23 protein-coding genes and 2 pseudogenes are annotated in these 25,051 nt (G+C 50.5%); 14 read left to right on the top strand and 11 right to left on the bottom strand.

Features of this window, described 5'->3' with window-relative positions:
• Positions 1-70: 70 nt before the first annotated feature.
• Entirely contained in the window at positions 71-1,228 is a 1,158-nt protein-coding gene (locus HYT77_04935) for an aminotransferase class V-fold PLP-dependent enzyme (GenBank protein MBI2067338.1), read from the top strand.
• Here HYT77_04935 and HYT77_04930 read toward each other — a convergent pair.
• Positions 1,225-1,536, bottom strand: a complete 312-nt coding sequence (locus HYT77_04930) for an MGMT family protein (protein ID MBI2067337.1) — start codon at positions 1,534-1,536, stop codon at positions 1,225-1,227. The two genes, HYT77_04935 and HYT77_04930, sit on opposite strands and share 4 nt — an antisense overlap.
• 125 nt (positions 1,537-1,661) lie before the next feature.
• Between HYT77_04930 and HYT77_04925 the strand changes: the two genes are divergently transcribed.
• From HYT77_04925 to HYT77_04915, 3 genes are all read left to right on the top strand, one after another.
• Positions 1,662-2,084: a hypothetical protein gene (locus tag HYT77_04925; GenBank protein MBI2067336.1), complete on the top strand. Its 423-nt coding sequence runs from the start codon at positions 1,662-1,664 to the stop codon at positions 2,082-2,084.
• A 633-nt stretch (positions 2,085-2,717) separates the two neighbouring features.
• Complete coding sequence (locus HYT77_04920; protein ID MBI2067335.1) at positions 2,718-5,006, top strand: DNA internalization-related competence protein ComEC/Rec2; 2,289 nt, start codon at positions 2,718-2,720, stop codon at positions 5,004-5,006.
• 106 nt (positions 5,007-5,112) lie between these two features.
• Positions 5,113-6,276, top strand: a complete 1,164-nt coding sequence (locus HYT77_04915; protein ID MBI2067334.1) for an ATP-binding protein — start codon at positions 5,113-5,115, stop codon at positions 6,274-6,276.
• 159 nt (positions 6,277-6,435) lie between these two features.
• Here HYT77_04915 and HYT77_04910 read toward each other — a convergent pair whose 3' ends face one another.
• Positions 6,436-6,768, bottom strand: a complete 333-nt coding sequence (locus tag HYT77_04910; protein ID MBI2067333.1) for a hypothetical protein — start codon at positions 6,766-6,768, stop codon at positions 6,436-6,438.
• A 193-nt stretch (positions 6,769-6,961) separates the two neighbouring features.
• Here HYT77_04910 and pepN point away from each other — a divergent pair, with 193 nt between their 5' ends.
• The 3 genes and pseudogenes from pepN to HYT77_04895 all read left to right on the top strand — a co-directional run bounded on the left by pepN (position 6,962) and on the right by HYT77_04895 (position 11,509).
• The gene (gene pepN, locus HYT77_04905; GenBank protein ID MBI2067332.1) at positions 6,962-9,685 is read left to right on the top strand and encodes an aminopeptidase N; all 2,724 of its coding nucleotides are present in this window, start codon (positions 6,962-6,964) and stop codon (positions 9,683-9,685) included.
• Positions 9,686-9,729: 44 nt separating this feature from the next.
• Positions 9,730-10,709 (top strand): annotated as a pseudogene (gene nadA / locus HYT77_04900) (quinolinate synthase NadA).
• Positions 10,710-10,759: 50 nt separating this feature from the next.
• Positions 10,760-11,509 (top strand): hypothetical protein, encoded by a 750-nt coding sequence (locus tag HYT77_04895; protein MBI2067331.1) that lies wholly within the window; start codon positions 10,760-10,762, stop codon positions 11,507-11,509.
• Between the two features lie 49 nt (positions 11,510-11,558).
• Here HYT77_04895 and ligA read toward each other — a convergent pair whose 3' ends face one another.
• Together ligA and HYT77_04885 are read right to left on the bottom strand one after the other, a co-directional pair.
• Positions 11,559-13,421, bottom strand: coding sequence for an NAD-dependent DNA ligase LigA (gene ligA / locus HYT77_04890; protein MBI2067330.1), 1,863 nt, complete (start codon positions 13,419-13,421; stop codon positions 11,559-11,561).
• The gene (locus tag HYT77_04885) at positions 13,418-14,086 is read right to left on the bottom strand and encodes a histidine phosphatase family protein (GenBank protein ID MBI2067329.1); all 669 of its coding nucleotides are present in this window, start codon (positions 14,084-14,086) and stop codon (positions 13,418-13,420) included. The genes ligA and HYT77_04885 overlap by 4 nt, the downstream gene beginning before the upstream one ends.
• Before the next feature lie 89 nt (positions 14,087-14,175).
• Between HYT77_04885 and HYT77_04880 the strand changes: the two genes are divergently transcribed.
• Positions 14,176-16,713 (top strand): insulinase family protein, encoded by a 2,538-nt coding sequence (locus HYT77_04880; GenBank protein ID MBI2067328.1) that lies wholly within the window; start codon positions 14,176-14,178, stop codon positions 16,711-16,713.
• A gap of 20 nt (positions 16,714-16,733) precedes the next feature.
• Here the strand turns inward: HYT77_04880 and HYT77_04875 are convergent, their stop codons facing one another.
• From HYT77_04875 to HYT77_04860, 4 genes and pseudogenes are all read right to left on the bottom strand, one after another.
• Complete coding sequence (locus HYT77_04875; protein MBI2067327.1) at positions 16,734-17,432, bottom strand: endonuclease III domain-containing protein; 699 nt, start codon at positions 17,430-17,432, stop codon at positions 16,734-16,736.
• Between the two features lie 98 nt (positions 17,433-17,530).
• A pseudogene (locus HYT77_04870) lies at positions 17,531-17,626 on the bottom strand (vegetative protein).
• 34 nt (positions 17,627-17,660) lie between these two features.
• The gene (locus tag HYT77_04865; protein ID MBI2067326.1) at positions 17,661-17,924 is read right to left on the bottom strand and encodes a hypothetical protein; all 264 of its coding nucleotides are present in this window, start codon (positions 17,922-17,924) and stop codon (positions 17,661-17,663) included.
• Positions 17,921-18,199 (bottom strand): hypothetical protein, encoded by a 279-nt coding sequence (locus tag HYT77_04860; protein ID MBI2067325.1) that lies wholly within the window; start codon positions 18,197-18,199, stop codon positions 17,921-17,923. Before HYT77_04860 ends, HYT77_04865 begins: the two co-directional genes overlap by 4 nt.
• Positions 18,200-18,294: 95 nt before the next feature.
• Here HYT77_04860 and HYT77_04855 point away from each other — a divergent pair, with 95 nt between their 5' ends.
• The 3 genes from HYT77_04855 to HYT77_04845 all read left to right on the top strand — a co-directional run bounded on the left by HYT77_04855 (position 18,295) and on the right by HYT77_04845 (position 20,027).
• A complete protein-coding gene (locus tag HYT77_04855; protein MBI2067324.1) occupies positions 18,295-19,275 on the top strand; it encodes a response regulator in 981 nt (326 codons plus the stop codon).
• Between the two features lie 82 nt (positions 19,276-19,357).
• Positions 19,358-19,633 carry an AbrB/MazE/SpoVT family DNA-binding domain-containing protein gene (locus tag HYT77_04850; GenBank protein MBI2067323.1) on the top strand — a complete coding sequence of 92 codons (276 nt, stop codon included), beginning with the start codon at positions 19,358-19,360 and terminating at the stop codon, positions 19,631-19,633.
• Positions 19,617-20,027: a PIN domain-containing protein gene (locus HYT77_04845; protein MBI2067322.1), complete on the top strand. Its 411-nt coding sequence runs from the start codon at positions 19,617-19,619 to the stop codon at positions 20,025-20,027. The genes HYT77_04850 and HYT77_04845 overlap by 17 nt, the downstream gene beginning before the upstream one ends.
• Positions 20,028-20,153: 126 nt before the next feature.
• Here HYT77_04845 and HYT77_04840 read toward each other — a convergent pair whose 3' ends face one another.
• Both HYT77_04840 and HYT77_04835 read right to left on the bottom strand, forming a co-directional pair.
• On the bottom strand, positions 20,154-20,900 hold the full coding sequence (locus HYT77_04840) for a slipin family protein (GenBank protein ID MBI2067321.1): 747 nt from the start codon (positions 20,898-20,900) through the stop codon (positions 20,154-20,156).
• 10 nt (positions 20,901-20,910) lie between these two features.
• The gene (locus HYT77_04835) at positions 20,911-22,323 is read right to left on the bottom strand and encodes a nodulation protein NfeD (GenBank protein MBI2067320.1); all 1,413 of its coding nucleotides are present in this window, start codon (positions 22,321-22,323) and stop codon (positions 20,911-20,913) included.
• Positions 22,324-22,455: 132 nt separating this feature from the next.
• On the opposite strand from HYT77_04835, the gene HYT77_04830 reads away from it, so the two are divergent.
• A complete protein-coding gene (locus tag HYT77_04830) occupies positions 22,456-23,055 on the top strand; it encodes a carotenoid biosynthesis protein (GenBank protein MBI2067319.1) in 600 nt (199 codons plus the stop codon).
• On the opposite strand, the gene HYT77_04825 is transcribed toward HYT77_04830, so the two are convergent.
• A complete protein-coding gene (locus HYT77_04825) occupies positions 23,005-24,174 on the bottom strand; it encodes a hypothetical protein (GenBank protein ID MBI2067318.1) in 1,170 nt (389 codons plus the stop codon). The genes HYT77_04830 and HYT77_04825 overlap by 51 nt on opposite strands.
• A gap of 222 nt (positions 24,175-24,396) precedes the next feature.
• Here HYT77_04825 and HYT77_04820 point away from each other — a divergent pair, with 222 nt between their 5' ends.
• Together HYT77_04820 and rpmE are read left to right on the top strand one after the other, a co-directional pair.
• Positions 24,397-24,723 carry a hypothetical protein gene (locus HYT77_04820; GenBank protein MBI2067317.1) on the top strand — a complete coding sequence of 109 codons (327 nt, stop codon included), beginning with the start codon at positions 24,397-24,399 and terminating at the stop codon, positions 24,721-24,723.
• Between the two features lie 52 nt (positions 24,724-24,775).
• Positions 24,776-24,982 (top strand): 50S ribosomal protein L31, encoded by a 207-nt coding sequence (rpmE, locus tag HYT77_04815; protein MBI2067316.1) that lies wholly within the window; start codon positions 24,776-24,778, stop codon positions 24,980-24,982.
• Positions 24,983-25,051 lie beyond the last annotated feature (69 nt).

The raw sequence follows: 25,051 nt of genomic DNA, 5'->3' as shown, positions 1-25,051 counted from the left end.
TAAAGATCTCCCTAAGAGATAAAAAAATCGGTTTCCAATCAAAAATTGATGTAATGGAACTCGACAATCAATGACACCAACGTTTCCTATCTACCTCGATTACCACGCCACGACACCGGTTGATCCGGCTGTTTTTGAAACAATGAGGCCCTATTTCTCTGACAATTTTGGCAATCCGGCCTCGAGCAGTCATTCCTTTGGCTGGAGGGCAGAAGAGGCCGTGAAACGGGCCCGAGAACAGGTAGCCAAGTTAATTAACGCCGCCGATCCAAAAGAGATTATTTGGACGAGCGGGACAACTGAATCAATCAACATGGCCCTCAAAGGGATAGCAGTCACTCATAAGGAGAGGGGCAATCATCTCATCACCTGTGTCACAGAGCATCGAGCAACACTGGGGGTTATGGAATACCTCGAAAAGAATGGATACAGGGTCACCTACCTTCCCGTCAACTCGGATGGACAGATTGACCTCGATCAGCTTGAAAGATCAATGACCGGCAAGACGATCCTCATCTCACTGCTCGCGGCCCATAATGAGATTGGAGTACTCTATCCACTCAAGGAGATTGGCACCATTGCCCATAACCATAAGGTCCTGTTTCATGTCGATGGGGCCCAGGCCTGTGGTAAAATTCCACTCGATGTCCAAGGAATGAAGATCGATCTCCTCTCCATGTCAGCCCATAAGCTTTATGGACCCAAAGGGATCGGGGCGCTTTACGTACGCAAACGATCCCCAACCGTTGAACTGCTCCCGTTGATCCACGGAGGGAGTCAGGAATCGGGCCTAAGAGCAGGTACCCTGGCGGTCCCAAACATCGTCGGCATGGGAAAGGCATTCGAAATCGCCCAAAATATCATGGAACAGGAGGCACCCCGGCTCAAACAATTGAGGAATCGCCTGTATCAAGGTTTCTGTGAAAGACTGGGAGAGATACCGATCAACGGTGATTCGATCAACCGCCTGCCGGGAAACCTCAATGTCAGTTTTTCAGGAGTTCGCTCTGATACCATTATGGCAAAACTGCACGACATAGCGGTCTCATCTGGCTCCGCCTGCTCTTCCGGCTCCCTCGAACCTTCTTATGTGATTCGCTCCTTGGGGGTTGGGGAGGAGAGGGCCCGATCTTCGATTCGTTTTGGATTAGGACGATTTTCGACCGAAGAAGAGATCAACTACACAATCGAGAGAATGACTGACGTTATTCACCAGCTTAAGAGCTAAATTCTCACCCCCTCTTTCTTTAGTAGCCACCTTTTCCGCAAAACACCCCCTGTGTACCCCCCAATTCCGTGGGACGAAACAACCCGATGACAGGGAACCTCCGGGGCAAAAGGGTTCTTCCCCAGGGCATTGCCGACGGCTCGACAGGCGCTCGGATGACCAATCTTTCGAGCAAGCCAGGAGTAACTCCTCACCTGACCCCTTGGGATCTCAAGCAATGCCTTCCAAACCTTTTTCTGAAAGGAGGTTGACTGACTTTTCTCTATACGTCTCACGAGTACCCTTTTTTTTCTGGACGCGGTTATCATTTTGATCCCTCTCAAAATGAGAAATTTATCAGTTTGATAATATTCCACGGGAGGCAAGCCTCATGTTAATCATTTAATTTCAACTGGTTGTAAATATAAAAAAGTTGCACCTCTTGGCATGCTGAATGCATAATCGTTCTGTCGTTGGCATAAAGAGTCTGGGGGGTAAGATGAATGAAGAGGATTTAAAGGGGAAGCAAGAGGTTGAAAAAGAGGAAGGTGCGGTAGAGACCGGGGGGGAAAAATTCCATGCCCCCTCTCCTATAAAACAGACGCAGCTCGTTACGTTCGGAGATCGTGTCACTTATACCTTTGCCTATGGCAAGGAGGTCGGCTCTATTCATTACGATCACGCGCGATCCGAGATCTTTTTTAAAGGACACAACGTCCGCTACATGGAATTGGAAAATTGGCAGATGCAGATGCTCGAGAAGACACGCCTCATCCTGCAGGGGGAGGCGCGAACCAAACGCCTTGCGGAGGCGTACGGGAAGACACTCGACAAGATCATCTACGAGAAATCAAAGGTCCCTCGTTCCTCTCCTTGAAAAAAGCAGCGAGTGGACTTAAAAAAGGCCTCCCTGGTGCACCCCAAATCACCAAGGGGGCCTTCCTATTTTCATAATGACGAACCGACCCAAGACAGGGTAGGATCGACCCTATGGTTCGCTCCCGCCGGATCGACTCGCGTGATCGTGGCAGCCGGCCTGTAGGCCCCTCAACAGAAGAGGGTATCCGCCCGATCCTCGACAAGGAGTTCAGCCACTACCGGGACGGGATGCGTTGGAGCTTCACCGACGGAAAAATCCTTCTGGATGGGGAGGACGTCAACAAACTCCTGGACAGCCACAAAACAGATATCAGGGCCTGGCTTGGAATTGCAGGGGGGATCGACGAATACCGGAAGGTCGTCAACCAACAGGCCCGCGAACAGAACCAATTCGTCAAATTCGAGGCGATCGCCGAGGCGCTGCTCGGAAAAATCATGGGGCACCTGAAAAAGGTCTGCGACCAGAAGACAAGCGGGCTCACCTACTCGATTGAGAATGGACAACTGATTTTGAATCGGATTAATGTTCACTCTTTTTTGGCGCTCTACCGCGCCAGAAGAACGGAGAAGGCACGCCAGTTTTTGAAGGGGATTCGAGACAAGCTTGGGTATCTTTTGGGGAGTCCGGAGCATGAAAAGATTCGTGGCATGGTCCAAAGACTTTACGACGAAATTTCGGATGACCTGGGCAAGACCCCGGAGGATTCTCGTTCTCCTCGCCTGCTGTCTCGTGGCAACCCTGTGGGCGATTGACTCCCGTCTCTTCCCCCCTTTTCCAGAAGCGTTCACCCCCCTCCTCGAAAAAAAACAGACCTATGAGGCCGAGCTCCTCTCCACCCCACAACCGGCACGATCCGGCCTCCGTTTTGAGGCAAGTCTCCTTACGGCAGTACCGGGAGAGAAACTCCTGCTCACCATCGGAATGGAAGGGGAGAATCCCGTTCCAGCCCTCAAGAGGGGCGACCGGATCCGATTTGAAGCCCAACTAAAACGACCGACTCACTATCAAAATCCGGGCGGCTTTGATTACCGAAGAGAATTGGAGAGAAAAAATATTTTTTTGACGGGATTCATTCCTCCTCATGCATTGGAGCGCCTCCCCTCCCCTTCCCCCTCCGTAGAAATTTGGGAAAGGTTGCGCCTTCGGTTGGCAGAAAAAATAGAAACAATTCCCGATCAGAGGGCCGCCGCTTTTCTGAAGGCACTTCTTCTGGGAGATCGGACCAACTTTACACCGGAACTGTGGGAGGCGTTTCGCAAGACAGGCACCGCCCATCTGATCGCAATCTCGGGGCAACATATAGGCCTGTTGTTCCTGGTGACTGTTGGAATTTTTCTCATGCTCTTCCGACGATCCGAGAGATTGATGTTGCTCCTCTCTATCCGACGGCTCTCATTACTCCTCTCTCTCCCTCCGATTATCTTTTATCTTTTGTTGGCCGGTTCACCCCCTTCCGCCGTCAGGGCGGTTATCATGACGATCCTGCTCGTCACTGCTTTTTGTCTTAAGAGACGTTTTGATCCCTACACCGCCCTGGCGGCCGCCGTTCTTTTTCTCCTCCTCATGGACCGTTCCACCCTTTTCGGCCTCTCCCTCCAGCTTTCGTTCCTCGCGGTCCTTGCGATGCTCCTTTTGGCACAGCCGATTATTTGTAAATTGAGAGAGATGAAACAGATCCCCACCTGGTTAAAGAAATGGATCCTGTCCCCCTCTCTTCTTTCCATAGCCGCTACGATCGGGACCGCCCCGCTGATTGCCCTTCAATTCCATACCTTCCCACTCAATGGCCTCCTCACAAACCTCTGGGCCGTGCCAGCAACGGGCGTCCTCCTGATCGCCTCCGGGATTGCACTGCCTTTCTCTCTGCTCCTCCCTTCCGTTGGGACTTCCTTGCTCCAGCTCACAGGACTGTTCTCAGGAATCTTTCTCGACCTGATCCAAAAGGCAGCCTCCTGGTCCGTCGTCCTTGAATTATACCCTACACAGGGAGAAGCCCTGCTCGTTTATGGCATCATTCTGCTCGCGATCTTCTCCCTCCACTCCTCCCGCTTTCGCCGCCCGGCCCTGCTCCTCTCCCTCCTGCTTTGTCTGGGTTTCATTCCGATCCCAAAAATTTTATCAAGACAACTCGAGGTCACTTTCATCGATGTGGGTCAGGGGGATGCAGCCCTGCTCCAGACACCGCAGGGAAAAACGATCCTCATTGACGGGGGAGGTTTTCTGATCCCCGGCAGGCCGGTCCTCTTTGATGTTGGCGCTGAAGTGGTTGTCCCCTATCTCAAACAGCGGGGTATCCGAAAGCTCGATCTTGTCATCCTCTCCCATCCACATCCGGACCATTATGGCGGACTCAAGGCTGTTACCGCTTCTTTTCCGATCGGCGAATTCTGGTGGAATGGGCAGCGGTTCCCCGATCAGACCTTTGATCGGTTAATGGAGACATTGAATGACAAGGGGATCCCGTTGAGGCAGGTCAGTGCCCCTTTAAAGACAAGTATCGATTCCGTTCTGTTGGAGGTACTCCATCCGGAAAAACTGCTCTACAAGGGAGGGATTAACAACAACTGTCTCGTCCTTCGGGTCGTTCATGGGAAGACCAGCTTTCTCTTTGCCGGAGACATCGAGAGGGAGGCCGAGGAGGAACTCGTCTCGCTCCCTCGGAATCTCCGCTCCACGGTCCTCAAGATCCCCCACCACGGCAGCAGGACATCAAGTTCTGTCCCGTTGATTGACAAGATCTCACCGCAATATGCCATCGTGAGTCTTCAGGAACGGAACATGTTTCATTTCCCCCACGAAGGGGTACTCGAGAAATACAAAAGGCGGGGGATTCAGGTTTTAAGGACAGATCTTAACGGGGCGATTACCTTCCGGTCGGATGGTGAAAATATCGAATTGGAGACCTATCGACAAAGGTGAAAAGGGGAAATGAAGCTCCGCCGCAAGACGGCAGGGTTTTCTGGCGGAGGCGGATAAATTAATTTGACAACTATGTCGTCATTTTATACTTTAAACGACGAAATATATGTCAAATAATACACCCCAGTATATCACGCGATTTATCGATATCTTTTCGATTTTAAAGGAAAAATCGTGTTTTCTCTTTGGACCCAGACAAACAGGAAAAACGAGTCTTATTCATCATATCTTTCAAGATGTCCCTTTCTATAACCTTCTTGATAGCCCCACTTTTTTGAAATTAAGCCACTCCCCCCATCTTCTCAAAGAGGAAATCCCAAGAGAGGCCAAAATCGTGGTTATTGATGAGATCCAGAAACTTCCTCATTTACTGGACCAAGTCCACCTGCTCATCGAAGAAAGAAGAATACATTTCTTGCTGACAGGTTCCAGTGCCCGTAAACTAAGACGTGGCGGCGCCAATTTATTGGGAGGCCGAGCCCGCTCTCGTATGCTCCATCCTTTTATTTACAAGGAGCTTGGTTCCAAATTCGATCTTTCAAGGGCCTTAAACGTTGGCCTCCTTCCCTCTATTTATTTTTCGAATTCCCCAGACGAGGATTTGGAAAGTTATGCCAGCAATTATTTAAAGGAGGAGATTGCTTCAGAAGGTCTCACAAGGAATATCCCTGCATTCAGCCGTTTTTTGGAAGTTGCGGCACTTTGCAATGCCAAGTTGATCAATTTTACGGAGATAGGCAATGATGCTCAAGTTCCTAGAAGCACGATCCATGAATACTTCGAAATTCTAAAAGATACATTGATTGCCTTTCCACTGCACCCCTGGAAAAAAAGCCAAAAGAGAAAACCAACAGCGACTGATAAATTTTATTTTTTTGATAGCGGCGTTGTTCGCTTTCTACAACATCGTTCTCATTTAAACTTTGGGACGCCTGAGTTTGGCGATGCCTTCGAAACCTATCTTTTCCACGAGCTCAGAACCTTTTCGGATTATAGGCGCGTGGGAGATCTAAATTATTGGAGGAGTCAATCGGGATTCGAGGTTGATTTCATCCTGGCTGACAAAATCGCCATCGAAGTAAAGGCAAAGAAAAATATCAACTCCTCCGATTTAAAAGGACTTAAAGCGCTTCAGGAAGAAAAAAAATTGAAATATTATATACTTGTCTGTCTGAACGACCCATCTATCAAGCCCCGTTTTTCAGAAGGGGTTCATATCCTTCCTTTCGATCTCTTCCTGGATAAACTCTGGGCTGGAGAATTTGAATGAAGAGCCCTGAAAACTCCTTTTGTTAACTGAATAGTTTGTTGCTACCAACCTAAATTTCGCAGTTCCTGACGGAGGAATTTAGGTAAAAAGTTCTTCTTAAATGGCCTCTGCAGGTAAAAAATGTACTCCTGGGGAGTACATCTGTTTTTGAGAGTGGATCTACCGCTTGCCCAAATTTTCCCACGACCGATGCCTCCACCCGAACGCCTTCTTTACCAAGGTTGAACGGACCCGATAGACAGGTCCCTCATTCAAATAGATAAAGGTCTCCACCGAGGCGAGTTTGCTTTGAAGCTCTTCGGTATGGGCCACCTCGACACGATCAATCGCATATTTCCCAAAGTCGGTCTCGTTGTACTTCTTGCCATATTTTTTAAACGTCTTGGCGATTACCCTCTGGGACGTTTCGGGAGAAGGGGTGCGTCCCCCGCAGCCAGAGACGACGAACAGTAAAGGGATCAAAAGGAGGGCCGTTCTTGCAGACAATCTCATAGTCACCCCTCCCTATCAAAAAATGAAAGCAATTTGTCAATAAAACGGCTGGTCCATCTGCAAGTAGATGCCCACGGACAAGCCCGTGACACTTGGAAACCACGCATTGCACGCGTCTTGAATCCCGTTCACTCCGCGCGAGCGAATAGAAAACTTGCCTAAGCGCCTTTAAAAAATTATATTTCGGGACTCAATGGGGGAGTTAAGCATGTTCAAGCCTTACACGCGGGGTGTCATCGTTATGCTCGTCGCCCTGCTCGGCTGTTCTCTCTTCAGTTCTTGCAGTCGCCCCCCCCTTCATGAAAGGGCAAGTAAAAAAGGCCTCATGGAAGAGCAGGCCCGGTTTCGGGCCCAGCTGATTCACAACATCCGTTACGATCTCTCTTTTTCGCTGGATGCGGAGAAGGGTGATTTCTCAGGCAAGGCGAAGGCCGCCTTCCGGCTTCGCTCCAAAGAGTATCCAATCACCCTTGACTTTGCCGATGGTCAAATTGTCTCACTGACCGTCAATGAAAAAAACGTCACACCGATTCCCTATAACCGTCTCTTTCTTACGCTTGCCCCGGAGTTTCTTAAGGAAGGGGAAAACAGGATCATCATCGAATTTACCCACCCCTACAGCCAGACCGGGGCAGGACTCTACCGCTTCAAGGATCCTCAAGATCAGCGTCTGTACCTCTATACCGATTTTGAACCGTTTGATGCCAATCGGCTGTTCCCCTGTTTTGATCAGCCGGATCTCAAGGCGAGTTACACCGTTTCGGTCGAGGCCCCCTCCACCTGGCAGGTTATCTCTTCGGTCCGCGAGGAGGAGATCTCTCCGGAGCAGAATGGCAGGAAAACCTGGCGTTTCCCCAAAAGCAGTCTCTTCAGCACCTATCTCTTTCCTCTGCACGCCGGGGAATACAAGACCTGGGAATCGCAGGCAGACAGCATCCCCCTTCGCCTTTTCGCGCGGCAATCGATCGCCCCTTATGTGGAGGTGGAGGAGTGGTTCAAAATAACTCGTCAGGGCTTCACGTTCTATCAGACCTACTTCGACATCCCTTACCCTTTCAAAAAATATGATCAGCTGATTGTCCCGGATTTCAACTCAGGCGCGATGGAAAATATCGGGGCCGTTACCTTCTCTGAGCGTTACGTGGAGCGTGGAAAATCAACCGAGAAACAGAGGGAAAAAAAGGCCTCTGTCATCCTGCACGAAATGTCTCATATGTGGTTCGGCAATCTCGTGACGATGCGCTGGTGGAACGATCTCTGGTTGAACGAAAGTTTTGCCACTTATCTCGCCACTCTGGCTATCGAAGGAGCAACGGAATTCAAGAACGGATGGCTCTCATTTCTGGAGAGTTACAAGCATTGGGGCTACTATGAAGATGATCTGACAACCCATCATCCCGTTGAAGTCGCCTCCCCCGATACGGAGCAGGCATTTACCTATTTCGACGGAATCACTTACGGAAAAGGGGCCTCTCTGCTGAAACAGCTGGATTTTTACCTGGGCAGCAACAAATTCCGGGAGGGGGTCAGAAAATATCTCAAGGAGAATCAGTATGAAAATACAGAGAGGGAAAGCTTCCTCTCTGCCCTCGAGGCCTCTTCCGGAGTTTCTCTCAAACGTTGGACGGAAGCCTGGCTCACAACAGAAGGGATCAGTCTTCTCCAGGCCTCCTATCGATGCGAAGGGGGGAAAATCCGGGAGTTCTCCTTAAACCAGGGATATCCCTTTAATCGCGCTCCCAAACCGGTCCACCGTCTCCAGATCGCCTTGTTTGGGCTGAATCAGGGGGTCCTCAATCTGCAGAAAGTGGTAACAACCCTTGCCAACTCTCCAAAAACCCCGCTTTCCGAACTTCAGGGGGAATCCTGCCCCGCCTTCGTTTTTCCCAATTTCGGTGATCATGCCTATGTCAAGATGCAACTCGACCCTCAATCGCTCACCACGATCAAAAAGCACCTTTCTGACCTCACCGATCCACTCTCCCGAATGATGATCTGGCAGCTCTTCTGGAACCTCGTCAGGGAGGGAGAGATGCCCCTATTTGAATTTACCTCTCTTCTTTTGGAATACCTGCCTCAGGAAACGGAGGTACGCATTCTCTCAGACCTGGGCTCAAAAATATACGGAAGTCAGAACCGTCCCCTCGAGGCTAATTTGCTCCTCTACCTTCCTCAGGCGGGAGAAGAGGGATTCAAAACAACCGAGGCAATCCTCAAGAAACTGGAGGAGATCGCCTGGCTTCACCTCCTTTCAGCAACAGCTGGCTCTGATCATCAAAAGTTCTGGTTTGATAGCTATGTCCGTCTTGCCTTGAGTTCAAAAGCGAAGGAAAATCTTAAAAAGATTCTCGCTGAAAAAATCAAGCTGTCCGGTTTCACGCCTGATCAGGATCGACGATGGGCCATTGTCCTGGAGTTAAACGCCGCAGGTCACGCGGAACAGGAGTTACTCCTTGAAGAAGAGCTGAAGCGAGACCCTTCGGAACAAGGCCAGAAAATGGCGCTCGCTTCGCGGGCGGCACGACCCACCACCTCCAAAAGAGAGTGGCTGGAAAAAATCCTTTCCCCGGATGATTCGATGACCTTGGCCAGACAAAGGATCGTCATGGAACACCTCTTCCCGGCACAACAGAAGAAACTTCGAGGGGAATCTGCCTCTCTCTTTTTTGAAAAACTTCCCACTTTGATAGAAAAACGCGATTCACTTTTTATGAGATCCTTTGTCCGGTCGCTTGTCCCGGCCGTCTGTACGGAAAAAAGCTCGCAGGAAATTTCCGGCTTCCTTCAAAAAAGTCCGGAACTTCCACCAACCGTCCTGAAGGGTTTGCAAGAGGCCTATCAGGAAAATGAAAGGTGCCGAACGGTTCAAAAGAGACTCCTCTCGACCTTCTCCAGCCTTTCAGGGGCAAAACACTAACCACCCCCTTTACAGGGCCGCCCAAAAAGGGATACTTTTTTGACATGGACCTTTATGAGGAGATTAGCCGTCTCAAGACGCAACGAAACGCCGTTCTGCTGGCCCACTTTTATCAGGAATCGGAGATTCAGGACCTGGCCGACACCGTAGAAGACAGCCTGGGACTTGCCCGACGGGCCCAGGCAACCAATGCCGATATTATCGTCTTTGCCGGCGTCCACTTCATGGCAGAGACCGCCAAGATCCTGAACCCCACAAAAAAGGTGGTTGTCCCAGACCTGGAGGCTGGCTGTTCGCTGGCCGACAGTTGTCCTCCCGACCAGTTCAGCGCCTTTAAATCAAAATATCCGGATCATATCGTCATCTCTTACATCAATTGCACCGCCGCAATTAAGGCGTTGAGCGATATCATCTGCACCTCGTCCAATGCAGAAAAAATCGTTGCCCAGATTCCTAAAAATAAACCGATCATTTTTGCGCCAGACAAAAATCTGGGCACCTATTTGATCAAAAAACTGAACCGTCCGATGGTTCTTTGGAACGGGACCTGCATCGTCCATGAAATTTTCAGTGAGAAAAAGCTTGTTCAACTCAAAGAGCGATACCCTCAGTCCAAGGTCATTGCCCATCCGGAATGTGAAGAAAGGATCCTCCAGCACGCCAACTTTATCGGTTCCACCTCAAAATTGCTCCAGTACGTACAGGAAAGCAGCTCCGAAGAGTTTATTGTTGTCACCGAAGCCGGCATCCTTCACCAAATGGAAAAGATGGCCCCCGGCAAAAAACTGATCCCGGCGCCGCCCGATGGCAACTGCGCCTGCAATGAATGTCCCCACATGAAGAAAAACACGCTTGAAACGATGGCAACTGCGCCTGCAATGAATGTCCCCACATGAAGAAAAACACGCTTGAAAAAGTCTACCTCTGTCTCCGCGATTTAAAACCGGAGATCACGATCTCTGAAGAAGTCCGCCTCGCCGCCTTGAAACCTCTACAAAAAATGTTTGCGTTAACCGATCGATAGATATTTTTGCCGCAACTGTTCCTTCTGATAGACCGAACAAGCGGGTCGAAATGCAGAACATTAATAATGAACGAAATTTTACTCCGCATGTCGTCGCCTCACCTCTCATAGGGGGATTTCTGACGAACCTCCTGTTTGATCGACTCCAACAACGGGTTGTCAATAATCACTTGGGACCTTACTATGGAATGACCCATCTGTTTGATTTTGTTTTCCCCTACTCCTACGATGCCCGATTCCGCGGTCCTTTTAGGGCGTTGGGGAATATTGTCCCCCGCCTCCATTCCCCTCTTGACTCGAGCAACGTCTTCCGATGGATTGCCAAACTTGATACAGCGGAAGAACTTCATAAAGCACTCGTACAGGGAGGAAAACATCGTCCGCCGCTTCTGGAATCTCTTAAGGCAACAATCGGAAAGCTAGACAGACTGAATGGCCAGCGAATGGTCGCCGCCATCGTGATCGGTTCTGCCATCGGGATGGTCTATCCGTTGATGAAGGCAGCCTATCATCTCTCCCACGACTCCCCTTCGTATGCCGGGGAGGTGCTCATGCTCGATTTTGGTATGCTGATGTACGCCAATATCGCCGCAATTGGCACAACAGCCGTTTTCTTTCTCGTGAAGCCTCTTCAGAGATTTTCTGGCATCTCTCTGTTAGCCGGTATGGCCGCTGCCTGGGGGGTCAACAAAGTAAGAGAGAGTGGGTTCTTTTTTGTCCCAGACAAGGGACAGGAAAAAGGACATATCCTCTGGGAGATAGCGAAGGAAAAGCTAGAAAAACACTCCTTAAGTCATTAAGCGGGACTGGAATCGACGATTTTTCTCCACTCCCCCTCAGAAATAATTTTTATTTCTCCAGTTTAGACCCGGCACCGCCCCCATCACCGACCACGAGATAATCGAGGTCTTTCGTCACACCACTCGCGATCTCTCCACCCAAACGTTCAACTAATTTTTCCGCCTTGGGGCGCTCCATGGAGAGAAGAGAGCCCGTAAAGAGGAATTTTTTATTTTGTAGGGATCCTGCTGACTGGACTCCTTCCTTGGGTGCAGCAAGCGGCGCCCTTACATTTACATACTTCAACAATCTCTCAAGTAACCCCTTCCTTAACTTCAACCCCTCCACGACCTCCCGTGCAATGACAGGACCAATGGTATGGATCGCCGAGAGCTCTTCCTCAGTCACTGCCAGAATACAATCGAGCGTCTTGAACTCCCTGACGAGAATTTTTGAGGTGTGTTTCGCCAGCTCCCGGATTCCCAAGGATCTGAGAAACAGATCGAGGGGGAGCTCACGTCTTGCCTGAATATTTCCAATCAGTTTCGTGGCAAGAACATCACCCATCCGCTCCAGCTCCAGAAGATCCTCTTTTTTAAGGTGGAAGAAATCAGAGGGATCCTTCACAAAACCGTTGTCATAAAGCTGGACGATCAGTTTTTCGCCAAAGCCGTCGCACTCGATCACCTTGATGAAATGTTCCAACTCCTCCATTTTTGTCTTTCGACATCCTTTTGGATTAGTGCAGTAGAGAAAATCATCTCGAACTTCTGTCGCCAGAGAGCACGAGGGGCATCTCTTCGGAGGCATAAAAGGCCCCCCCCGTCCCGCCTCAACAACCGATTCCAGCTTTGGAATGACCCCGCCCCGCCGTGTCATCAAAACCTTCGAACCACGTCTAAGACCTAACGCCTTCATAAGACCATAGTTGTGGAGAGAGACACGGCTCACCATCGCACCGGAAAGTTCCACTGGCCGAACGACACCCACCGGCGTGATCGTCCCCGACCGCGCAACAGACCACTCCACCTCTTCTAAGGTAGTTATCCCTGAATCCCCCTGAAACTTGTAGGCAATTGCAAAACGCGGGTGATGGGCGGTAAATCCAAGCCGCTTCTGCTCATCAATGCGATTGACTTTAAAGACAACGCCATCGGTCTCATAATCAAGAGTGGCCCGTTTGGAGAGAAAATAGTCAAACATCTCTTGAATTTTTGTCTTCACCACTCCCCGCATCTCAACGGTCGGAAAGCGAAACAATTTTAAAAGGCGGATCTTTTCGGCCTCGGTTTCAAAAGGGGTCCCCAAGACATCATAACCAAAAAATGAGAGGCTGTATTGAGAGGTCTTTCGTGGGTTCTTCTGCTTGATCGCACCAGCTGCGAGGTTGCGTGGATTGGCAAACTCCTTTTTATATTTCTCAAAGACAGAAAGCCGCATATAGATTTCACCGCGTATCTCCAGCCCCCCACGAAATGGCGAGATTTTTTGCGGGATATCCAAAATCATTCGGGCATTTGGCGTGATCTCCTCCCCGACCATCCCGTCACCACGCGTTGCCGCCAAAAACAACTCCCCCTTTTCATTGTAGCGGAGTTCCGTTGCACAACCGTCAATCTTGGGGGAGGCGATCAGATCTCCGTCAAACTTTCCGGCCCACTCCAGAACCTCTTGCTCAGAATATCCTTTATCGAGAGAGAGCATCGGACTTAAGTGAGTCACCTTCTTGAACTCTTTTTCTTGAACAGAGAAATCGGCGGGAATTTCGGATAAAACCGGCGAGCCCGGCCTTATTTTTTTAAGTTTACGAACGAGGCTGTCAAAGTCCGGGTCGGAAATGACCGGCGCATTTTTTTCAAAATAGAGCCGGTTGTGGTGTCGGATTTTTTCTTCCAGCTCCTCCACACTGTCCCGGGAGGATCGTCGGCTCATACAGGATCAGACCCGTCATGTCCCGGTAAAGAGGCAATGCGATCCGTCGGCCGGCCTTCAAAAAGTTTCTCGATGGCCGGAATGTAGTTCACGGCAACAACATCGGTCGACCTCTTCTCGACCCGGAGAATGGAAAGGGACCCGTTATCAATCTGCATCCGGAGCATGTCATTTAAGTCCATATTCAGGTAGTGAATCAGAATCGACCGAATCACATCAGCATGGGTCACCAAAAGAACCGACCCCCTCCGATGCCTCTTCTTCAACGCCTCGATAAAGGCAAGGCTCCTCTTCTGAACATCGGTCAGCCTTTCACCCCCCGGCGGATGGGCCAAACGAGGGGTCGTATGGTAAATTCGGTACTGCTTCTCACGACTGACATCCTCAAATGTCCTGCCGACCCAGGAACCGTATTCCACCTCGGCCAGTTCGGGAGCCGTCTCCAATTTGATTCTTCGACTGCGCATGACAATCCGTGCCGTCTGAACCGCCCGAAGAACCGGGCTCGCATAAAGATAGTCGACCTTCACATTCTTGAGGAGTTGGGCAACCAGTTCCGATTCTCTACGCCCCACCTTGTTGATAGGGATCGGACGACGCCCCATAACACGCCCCCCTTTGTTCCAGTCGGTCTGTCCATGACGAAGGAGGAGGATTTCAAGCATCGGCTCTCTATACAAAAGCAGGAAGAATAGCGCAACATGGTAAAATAAGATTGATGTTGGTGCATTTTTCTGAGACCTTAGCACCTCTCATGGAAAAACCGCTCACAGCGACTCTCCCGAATGGACTTCGCATTGTTTTACTGGAGCGACATGATGCCCCGATCGTCTCCTGGAATGTCTGGGCCAACGTTGGGAGCGTCAATGAAACCGATGAAACGGCCGGCATCTGTCATTTGATCGAACATATGATCTTCAAGGGAACCTCCAAACGTCCCGTTGGCCAGATCGCACGTGAGGTGGAGGCGGCCGGTGGCGACATGAATGCCTATACCAGCTTTGATGAAACGGTCTTCTATATCAATATGCCTTCCCGAACGATGTCTGTCGGACTTGATGTCTTGGCCGATGCCACCTCCGATCCGACCTTTGATGAGGCCGAGCTGACCCGCGAAAAAGAGGTGGTGGTTGAGGAGATTTCCCGCGCGGAGGATAACCCCTCTCAGATGGTCGGAGAGAAACTGTTTCAAACCGCCTACGCCGTTCATCCGTACCGCCGCCCGATTGCGGGAAACCGGGAGACGGTCCGGGGGATCTCCCGCAATTATCTCAAAGATTTTTACCATCAATGGTATGTCGGCCCCAATCTGATCTTCATCGGTGTCGGGGATTTTCGTGGAGCAGAAGTCTTGAAAAAACTGGAATCTCTCTTGGGCAAAATCCGTTTTCAAAATCCCCCAGCCCAACAGATTCCCCTCGACCCCCCACAAACCTCCCCCAGGTTGTCGCTTTACGGGATGAATATTGAAGGTCATTACATGGATCTTGCCATGCCGATTCCGCAATTCACCCATGAGGATGTGCCGGCCCTTGATCTGCTTGGGCAGGTTCTGGGAGGCGGAGCTAGTTCCCGCCTGGAACAGCGGCTCAAAGAGAAAGAGGGACTCGTCTCTGCTATCAACGCCTATCCCTACACCCCTCGTTATCCCGGTCTTCTGACCATTGGCTGTCTTCTTCGTAACAAGCAACCGGAGAAGGTCCTGCAAGTCGTTTGGGAGGAGGTTGACCGGATTCGGCAGGAGGGGATCCGGCCGGTCGAGCTCGTGCGGGCAAAAGAAAACCTTAAAAGTAGCCGGATCTATGAGAAACAGACCGTCGACCGCCTTGCCAGAAAACTTGGTTTCTTCTCCGGAATCGCCGGAGATCTTGACTATGAGGAGCCCTATTACCAGAAAATCGCCTCTCTTAAGAATGATGATCTCCTGAAAGTGGCAGAACAATACCTTCAACCCGAAAGGATGAATCTCTCCCTCTGTCACCCCAAGGGGGAGCCGTGGGGCAAACTGGAGAAGACTCTTTCATCCCTCGGCCGGTATTCACCCAAGAAAAAATCAAGACCCTCCTCCGAGGTTCGCTCATTCCGGCTTTCATCGGGTGTTCGTCTTTTTGTACGTGAAAACCATTCCCTGCCGCTCGTATCGATCCGAAGCGTCTCACTCGGGGGACTCCGTGCGGAAAAAAGTGGAAATAACGGCATCTCCCATCTCGCCTCTCTTTTGCTGACCAAGGGGACGGAGAGTCGAATCGCCCAGGAGATTGCGGAAGAGTCTGAAAATATCTCCGGCCATTTTGATGGCTTCTCCAGCAGCAACCTCTTTGGAATCGGCTCTCTTTTTCTGACGGAAAAATTGACGGAAGGAATCAATCTCTTCTGCGACCTCCTGCTTCACCCCTCCTTTCCCCCTGAAGAGATCCAGAAGGAGAAAGAGGTCATTTATACCGCCATCCGAAACCGTGAGGATTCACTCCCCTCTGTTGCAATTCGACATTTTCTCTCTCATCTCTATCCTAAACATCCCTACGGCCTCCCCCTCCTGGGTACAAAAAAATCGGTTCAGGGGATTCGACGGGAGGAGTTGATCCGTTTTTATCAGAAGACGATCCACCCCAAAAATATTGTGTTGGCCATTTCAGGGGATGTCGACGCCGAAGAGTTGAACGAACGACTGGACCAGAAGTTTAAGAAGAGATTTGACCCCTACCACCCTCTTCAAATCCTCAAGACGAGGTGTCCTCCCTCCCCGCTGGAAAACATCATCAAAAGAAAAGAGAAATTTCAGGCCCATGTGGTCTACGGATTTTTAGGAACAACAGTAAAGAATCGGGAAAGGTACTCCCTCGACATGCTAAGCGCCATCCTGTCGGGCCAGGGGGGGCGACTCTTTCTGGAGCTTCGTGATAAACAGGGACTCGCCTACACGGTCTCTTTCCAGGCCCAGGAGGGGGTCGAAGAGGGGTATCTGATGTTTTATATCGGATGTGACCCTCAAAAACTCGATCTTTCTCTTCAGGGAATGGAAAAGGAGCTCGAAAAAATCACAACGCATCCCCCGACGCCGGAAGAGATGGAAAGGGCCAAAAGGTATCTGATTGGCAATTACGAGATGGAGCTGCAGAAGAACTCCACCGTCGCCTCACTCATTGCAAGCAATGAAATTCTCGGAATCGGGTGGAAAGAGATGCATCGCTACCCTCAAGAGATCGAAAAAGTCACCGCCGAGGCGGTTCTGGCCGTCGCCAAGAAGTATATCCGTAAACAGAATTCGGTGTTGTCAATCGTAAGACCGTAACAAATCCATCACCCCTTAAGCTACAACGGTAAAAAAGTCTTCCACGGACAGTTTTCACAATCCGGTTCCCGTGATTTGCACCAGTTTTTGCCGATGTTGACGATGAGGGCGTGAAATTCGTTGAATAATTGTAGGGGTCCTGCTTGCTGGACCCCATTTAATGGAGCACCAAGGGGCGCCCCTCCGTAACCGGAAAGGTGATCCGCAAAATATTCTTGAATCGAAAAATAATCATCCTCCTCGGAGAGAAGTTGATGCCGAACAAAGATCCTCTTGGTGTAGGCATCAACGACAAAAACCGGTTTCTGGCCGGCATAAAGGAGGATCGAATCACAGGTCTCCGGACCGATTCCTTTTACCGAGAGCAGCTTCTCCCGCAAGGTTTCGGTATTTTCCTGAAACATCCGATCCAAATCCCCCTCATACTCTTCGAGCAGGAATTTCAGGAAGGAGCGGAGGCGCTTTGTCTTGATGTTAAAATAGCCGGCAGGACGGATCAGCTCCGCCAATCTCAAAGGAGGAAGACCATAAAGCTTTCTGGGTTCAAGAACACTGGCCGATTTGAGATTGTTGATCGCCTTCTCAACATTTCCCCAATTGGTATTCTGGGTGAGGATCGCCCCGACGCAGACCTCAAACGGGGTCTCCCCCGGCCACCAGTGCTGAGGACCGAGTTTTTCGAGGGCCGTTTTGAAGTAATCAATAAGCGGCGCTCTCATCTCACATCAGACTAGGCCGAAGGGGCCTGGCCAGCTGTTTCCGGTTTTGCCGCACCTTCTGCTGCGGGTACCTCAGTCGGCTTGATGCCCTTCCCCTTTCGCGAATGCGGCAGCTCTCCATGTCGCCAAGCCTTGTAATGAACGTTGCAATACCCCTTCGCACGATACGGACGCTTGCAACGATCGATGCGACATTTTTCTCCTGCCTCTACCACTTCTTTCTTTTCTTTAGTTGCCATGATTCTCCTCTCCTATAACACCCTGAACGGTGTCAATGAGCCAATCCCCCTCACGACACCGAACCAAAACATGACCGCGAGATCGAGAAACAACCTGTGCAGAACAACCCTCTACCTTCTCACCCTTTTTCTCCAAGGCCTCATACGCCTTCCGGATATCACTCGCATCAAATCTCTTTTGGAGATAACTGACCCCTAGAACACCAATCGAGAGAATGAAAATCCCAACAATCCACCGGACCAGAGATTTCACTCCTTCCCTTCCTTTTTGAGGACCTCCTCGAGTGCCTCACGATCCTCGTCCCGCAACCGATCCATTGTCTCTCCATGAGGACCGTTCTCTTCTTTCTTGAACCATCCACTAACGACCCCTTTTCCTTGCCGGAAAACCTCCTGGATTAGGGGGGCCTTTAAAAATTGCCCTAAATGCTCCTTAACGGGCGTCCCCTTGTACTCAAGCTGGAGGATAATCCAGAGAAGTCCTGCGACCAACCCCCAGGTAAAAAGCCAACGGAGAACCCTCAACATATCTCTTTCTCAATGCATCGGACGGAGGGTGTCAAGCAGCTTTTCTTGAGAGCTCTGGACTTATGATGGGCCTCTAGGCTAGACTTTGTTCGTCCATGGAAGATCTTTCATCCCATTTCGGCCGGCCGCCTCGTGTCCTCATCGCGGATGACAACGTCGCCAACGTCGAGCTGATCCGGATGCAGCTCAAGAGCTCGGGCTATGAACTCGACTGCGCCTACGACGGCCAGCAGACGCTCGACAAGGTCTCTTCCTTCAAACCGGATATTATCCTGCTCGATCTCATGATGCCGGTTATGACGGGTTACGAGGTCTGTCAGACCCTCAAATCAGACAAGGAGCTCCGCTTCATCCCGATCATTATTGTAACCGCTCTGCAGGAGATGGACGACAAGCTCAAGGCGATCGAGCTGGGGGCCGATGACTTTCTCATCAAGCCGTTTAACCGTCTTGAACTCGCGACACGGATCCGCTCTCTCCTCCGGATGAAGTCGCTCTATGACGATCTGGAAAGGAGCGAAAACATCCTTGTCTCCCTTGCGCAGGCAATTGAGGCAAAAGACCTGTACACGCGGGGCCATTCGGAGAGGGTCGCCCGCTATTCACGGCAAATGGCGATCTCGCTCGGCCTCTCCGAACGGGAGCAAAACCAGATCTGGCGCGGCGGCCTCATGCATGACATCGGCAAGATTGGAATCCGCGAGGAGATCCTTCACAAGCCCGGTCCTCTAACCTCCGAAGAGATGGAGCATGTGAGAACTCATCCGCTTAAAGGATATGAGATCTGCTGCAAGTTGAAATCGATCACCGCCTCACTCCCTGTTATCAAAAACCACCATGAACGGTTCGATGGGGAGGGGCATCCTGACAGGATGGGCGGAGAGAAGATCCCTCTCTTTGCCAGGATCTCAGCGATTGCCGACAGCTACGATGCGATGACGACGAATCGCCCCTATCGCAAGGCGATGAGATCCGAAGAGGCATTGGCGGTCCTCGACAAGGAGAAAAACTGGGGGCAGTGGGACCCTACTCTGGTTACAGAATTTATTAAGGTGCTCCGCAACGGGGTTCTTTGAGGGCGATACGTTATGCCATATTATAATGGCATAATTAAATACCATTTACATATGCCATAAAATAAGGTAAGGTTGCTTTATTATGGCCTCTGAACGACTTCAAATACCGATCGACAAGGCAGGACGGGTCGTTCTCCCCAAGGGGATCCGGGACCGTCTTGGACTCAATGCCGGGACTGAGTTTGAGGTAATCGAGGAACCGGATCGGATTATATTGAAACCTGTTCCTGACAGGCCAAAAATCATCAAAGAGAACGGATGGCTTAAGGTAGAGTTTAAAGAGCTTCCAAAGGAAACAATCCGAGAGACCATAGAAAGGATACGGGAGGAGAGAAATAAACGTGTTGGCGGTTATTGACACATCTGTTCTCGTCGCAGCAACGGTTCATCATCATATTCATGAACAGGCCTCAGATCGACTTCTTCAACAGGTTTACCGTAAGAAATTAAACGCTGCTATTGCGACACATACCATCGCAGAATATTACTCTACCTTGACCTCTTATCCTGGCTCACCTCACCTCTCTCCTGCTGATGTTCTACAGATGCTCGGCAACAACATCTTTCCTTTTTTCGAAGTGATCGATTTAACTCATAAGGATTATCAAAACGCCCTGCAGAGAGTCAGAGACCTCAATTTAAGAAGTGGGGCGATTTACGACGCCCTCATCTATCAAGCAGCACTTAAGAAAAAAATCCCTACCCTCTACACATGGGATCTCTCGGACTTCAGTCGACTTGGAGGCAAATGACAAGGAAGATAAGCAAAAAGCCCGCAGGCGTAGCCGGTGCGCTACGTCGAGGACTTTTTGCGAAATCTGACGAAGGCAGACGGCGACCAGTGAAATTTGCAGCCGGAGCATTATTCCGACAGGCTCTTAGGACCTCTTTTTCAAAAATGGTTCAAACAGATCAATCGGGATCGGAAAGATTGTCGTCGAGTTCTTCTCGGAGGCGACCTCAACAAGGGTTTGTAAATACCTCATCTGCAAACTCATCGGGTGATCCCCCATCATCTTGGCAGCCCCCACCAGTTTTTCAGCCGACTGATACTCACCCTCGGCGCGAATCACTTTAGCACGACGTTCCCTTTCCGCCTCGGCCTGTTTGGCCATCGCCCGCTGCATCTCCTGGGGAAGATCGATATGTTTCACTTCCACCGTCGTCACCTTGACACCCCAGGGATCGGTCTGACGATCCAAGATCTCCTGTATCCGAAGATTGACCTTCTCCCTCTCTCCCAACAAGGTATCAAGATCCCCCTGACCGATCACACTACGAAGCGTGGTTTGGGACATCTGAGAGGTGGCATAGAGAAAATCTTCAACCGCCACAATCGCCTTGTTCGGTTCAATCACACGAAAATAAACAACGGCATTCACCTTGATCGAGACGTTGTCGCGCGTAATGGTATCTTGGGGAGGGATATCGAGGGTGATCACACGAAGGGAAACCCTTACAATCCGATCAATCGGCGCAAAGACAAAGACAATTCCGGGTCCCTTGGGGGCTGGCAACATCCGTCCCAACCGAAAGATGACCCCTCGTTCGTACTCACGAAGAATCTTCACCGAGCTGAAGAGATACAGCACGACAAACAGGACTGCGATCGACAGGGGTGTCATAGATCCTCCTTTAGGATTTTGAGACGTGCAGTTTCATGCCGTCCGTTTTTACAATCTTTACCTTGCTTCCCTTCGTCAAGAGATCTTTTGTGATCGTATCCCATAGCTCCCCATTCACCAAAACCTTCCCCTCCTCTTGCATCTCGCCCACAAGTCCGATCATTCCCTCTACGCCTGATGAGCTTCTTCGGCGTTGGGAACGAACGGCAAGGCTTAACAGAAAAAAGAAGATCGCCCCCGTCGAGAGAACAACGGGAATGACGAGTGAAAGGGACAACTTCATGAACTCGGCCGTTGAATTGACCAGAAAGAGGGAGCCCAAAAGGAGACAGACAACTCCCGCAACACCAAGCAGGCCATAACTTGTCACAAAGATTTCGGCAAAAAACAGGATCATCGCAAGAATGATAAGCGCAAGACCTGCGTAGTTCGTCGGCAAGGTATGAAAGGCATAGAACGCCAGAATAATACAGATAAGACCGGCAACTCCGGGAAACCAGGAACCGGGATGGGTAATCTCAAAGAGAAGGCCATAGAAACCGAGCATCATGAGAATATAGGCAATATTCGGATTGATGAGGACATCCAGAAACCGCTGTCGGGCATTCATCTCCGTGACAATCTTTTCACTCCCAACTGTGCGCAGAAAAATTGTTTTTCCGCCGGCTAGTTTAACCTCTTGACCGTCCACTCTGGAGAGGAGTTCATCCAGATCCTTGGCAATAAAATCAATAACCCCCTCTTTCAAAGCCGCCTCCTCACCATCTGAGATACTCTGCTTCACGGCACGAATAGCCCATTCCACATTTCTGCCTCGCGTCTCCGCAATAGTGCTGACCCAGGCAACTGTGTCGTTCAATATTTTCTCCTCCATCGGACTCTTAATCCCCTCACCCTGACCCTCTCCTTGGCCTCCGGAAGGCCGGCCCACAATGGGAGAAGGTTCCTGTTTCTCTTGATCCTTACTCTTCTCCTTCTCTTTTCGAAGATCCTTTAAAAGCTCCTTGAACGATTCATCCTTCTTTTGAGGGCTCTCACCAAACTCCACCGGGTGGGCGGCCCCAATGTTGGTCGAGGGGGCCATCACCGCAATGTGCGAGGCAAGTGTAATAAACACACCAGCCGAACCAGCCCGCGAACCGGATGGGGCGACATAAACAATAACGGGAACCTCGGCATTCAGAATCCTTTTTACAATCTGACGTGTCGATGAGAGGAGACCGCCCGGTGTGTCCAACTGTATAACGAGCGCCTGGTACCCCTCTTTTTCCGCACGATCAATCGATTCCTGAATATACTCTGCCGCAATCGGATTGATGATCTTGTCATCTAAGGTGATGATAGAAATCTTGTTGCTTTCCGCTGTCAAAGCGGGAGAAAAAAGAGTGGCCAATAACAAGAGGAGTGACGTGAACGATTTCACGAGCCCACTGACTATCATAGGCCCTTGAAGCATGCAATCACTGCTTATTACCTTACATCAACGACCGTATGTCGCCCTCTTTCTTCTATCGTTTGTCCTGATCTGCTCCCTGAATCGCGCGTCTATGAGAATATGAAAGGGGAGCTCGTGCTCTCCGGTGTACCGGTCTGGGATTCCATTTCATATGTGTTCATGGCGTATGCAAGCTTTGAGATGGCTCATCACATAATGAGGGCGGGTGGCACGTCGGGTTCCTCCGACAGCACGGAGACGCGAACGGCTAGGAGCGTTGAGTACTGTCGGAGGGTTCCGACGGGACAGGACCCGCCCAAGCATTGGCAATCTCTGGTACTATCTGCCACACTTATGACCCTTCTCGACATCGTCACCGACCCACTGGCTGTTCGGGGAGACCAATGGTTTTTGGGAAAAATTTTTTACTACGAGCATCCCGGAATTTATTTTGGCGTCCCCTTTTCCAATTTTGCGGGATGGTTTTTCGTGGGATTAATTATTTTCAGCCTTTTTGCAGCGGTAGAGAAAAAGTTGCCTTTAACCGCCTCCCCTCTTCGCATCTCCGCTCTCGGACCTCTTTTTTATCTCTCCATCATGCTCTTCAACCTTGCCATCACCTTTTGGATCAGGCAGTGGTCGCTTGGTCTCTCCAGCTCACTTATCTTCTTAGGGGTCATTCTTCTTGGCAGGAAGAGCTTCGGGCGCCGAATGCAATGAATTTCTCGCCTGCTGCCACCCGGCCAAAATCTGGCTCAAGGCAAAAAGGGAGTAGATCGCCAAAAAGGATGTTCCCGCAACCCGATTAACCCGTCCGAGCAACGAACAACAGGTAAAAACAGCCAGGAGCCCAAGCAAAAATCGCCCTTGATCCTCAAAGATAGACTGCCTGACCTTTGAGGGGCGTACCATCGAAACGAGACCGGGGATAAAAACCAGATTAAACTGCAACAGGCCTATCAGATTGCCGATTGCGAAACCTGGATTACGGTGAAGGAGCGACAAAACAAATGCCATATCCGGAAGACCGGTCGCCGTCGCCGTTACAACCGAGCCCATAACCGACTCCTCAATGCCGAGTGTGTCAGAAATTCCAATAGCGGCAACCGAGGCAGCGGCCGAGGCCGCCTGAATCTTCAAGAGTGACCTGATCATCACCTTGCCTGGATTCGCAATGGTTGACAGAGGGAAGGAGTTCTCCGGCAGGAGATGAAACCGCCTGTTCATCACAAGGGAAAGTGCTGCTAAAGCGGCAAAGGCGCCAACCTGAAGCAATCCTTCCGAACGGTCAATCCGGCCATCCGAAGCAGCATAGGTGGTCAATAAAATTCCACCCCAGAGCGTGCCTATAAACGGAAGAAAAAGACGGCTGAACGGAATGGCAACCCCTGTCTTTCGAAAATAATAGAACGCCCCCACCCCAAGTCCAAGTCCCAGGCTAATAACAGAGGCCCCGAGGCAGGTCGACTGGCCGAGAGATTCTGTATCGGAATCCGTCACCTCCGCGACGGCGGCCGACATGATCGAAACCATCAACTCGGGGAGGGAGGTCCCAAAGACACCCAACGTCATGCCGATCATCATCGGGCTTAAATTCCACCGCTGTCCCCAAACCTTGGACGCCTCTGCAAACTCCCCACTCCACTTCAGAAGACCCCTAATTCCAAAAGCACCAATACCAACGAACGCCCCAATTTTGATAAACTTCCATAGATTCTTATTCCCCTCTTTTGTTAGGTGATCCTCTGCCGATTGATCCCATTCTGAAAGTGGAATTGAAGCGAGCGGAAAACGTCCAAATTTTTCGAGTGAGAATGGAAACGATAGTGCATCAACCATCTGAGACCGCCATCGGGTAAGCGGGATAAGAGGTTGTGACTAAATTCAACTGACGGGATTTTGTACCTGGGAAAGAGGTGCCAGCTCCCCATAAGGGCTACAATCGAAGATCCCATCCAAGCGCTTAAATAAAAAATACAATAATATCAAATAGTTATACATTAGCACATCGGGTTAAACCTAAGTCTTATGGCATAGATATTGCTCCCTTTACTGTTAGGTATGGCAAGGCCAATTCAGCAACAGGCACCGAGACCCAATCCCCTGGGCACGCCCAAACTGGCGCCACAGTTGCCCAATCGACAGTCTGTCAAGGCACAGCCACCCAAGAAAGGGCTTGCCTCCAGGATCGCATCATTTCTGGGTCTCTCTGCTGATCCTGTAACAACCCGTCCTATTTCTATCCGCGACAAATATCAAAAAGGGTTGCCCCACCATGTAGCGGCCCCAACCCGCCTCTCACAATTGGCCCAAGGGGCACGACCCAGCAACCGCCCCTCAGACGTCCAATTGACACAGTTCTTGAGCGGGATCATCGAGACTAAATAGGTCACAAAACCGCCTTGCAATCGGGAGAATAGCTTGCTAAAGTCCTCCCCCCATGAAGGCTGATATTCACCCAACGGTTCACCAGGTCAAAGTCTCCTGTGTCTGCGGACATACGATTGAAACGATCTCCACAACCAAGGAGCTGACGGTTGCCGTTTGTTCACACTGTCACCCTTTCTATACCGGCAAGCAAAAACTGCTCGACACGGCGGGGCGTGTAGAGCGGTTTCAAAAGAGATACAGCAAGAAAAAAGGCTAAATACCTCCAACCCGGGTACCCTTCCCGGTACCCACCTAAACGAAAGGCGCAGTCAGCAGCGCCTCTCTA

The organism is Deltaproteobacteria bacterium, assembly GCA_016180855.1.
In the GTDB taxonomy this organism is placed as follows: domain Bacteria; phylum UBA10199; class UBA10199; order JACPAL01; family JACPAL01; genus JACPAL01.
The sequence above is the reverse complement of the archived record's forward strand: the minus strand, read 5'-3'. Positions and strand labels throughout refer to the sequence as shown.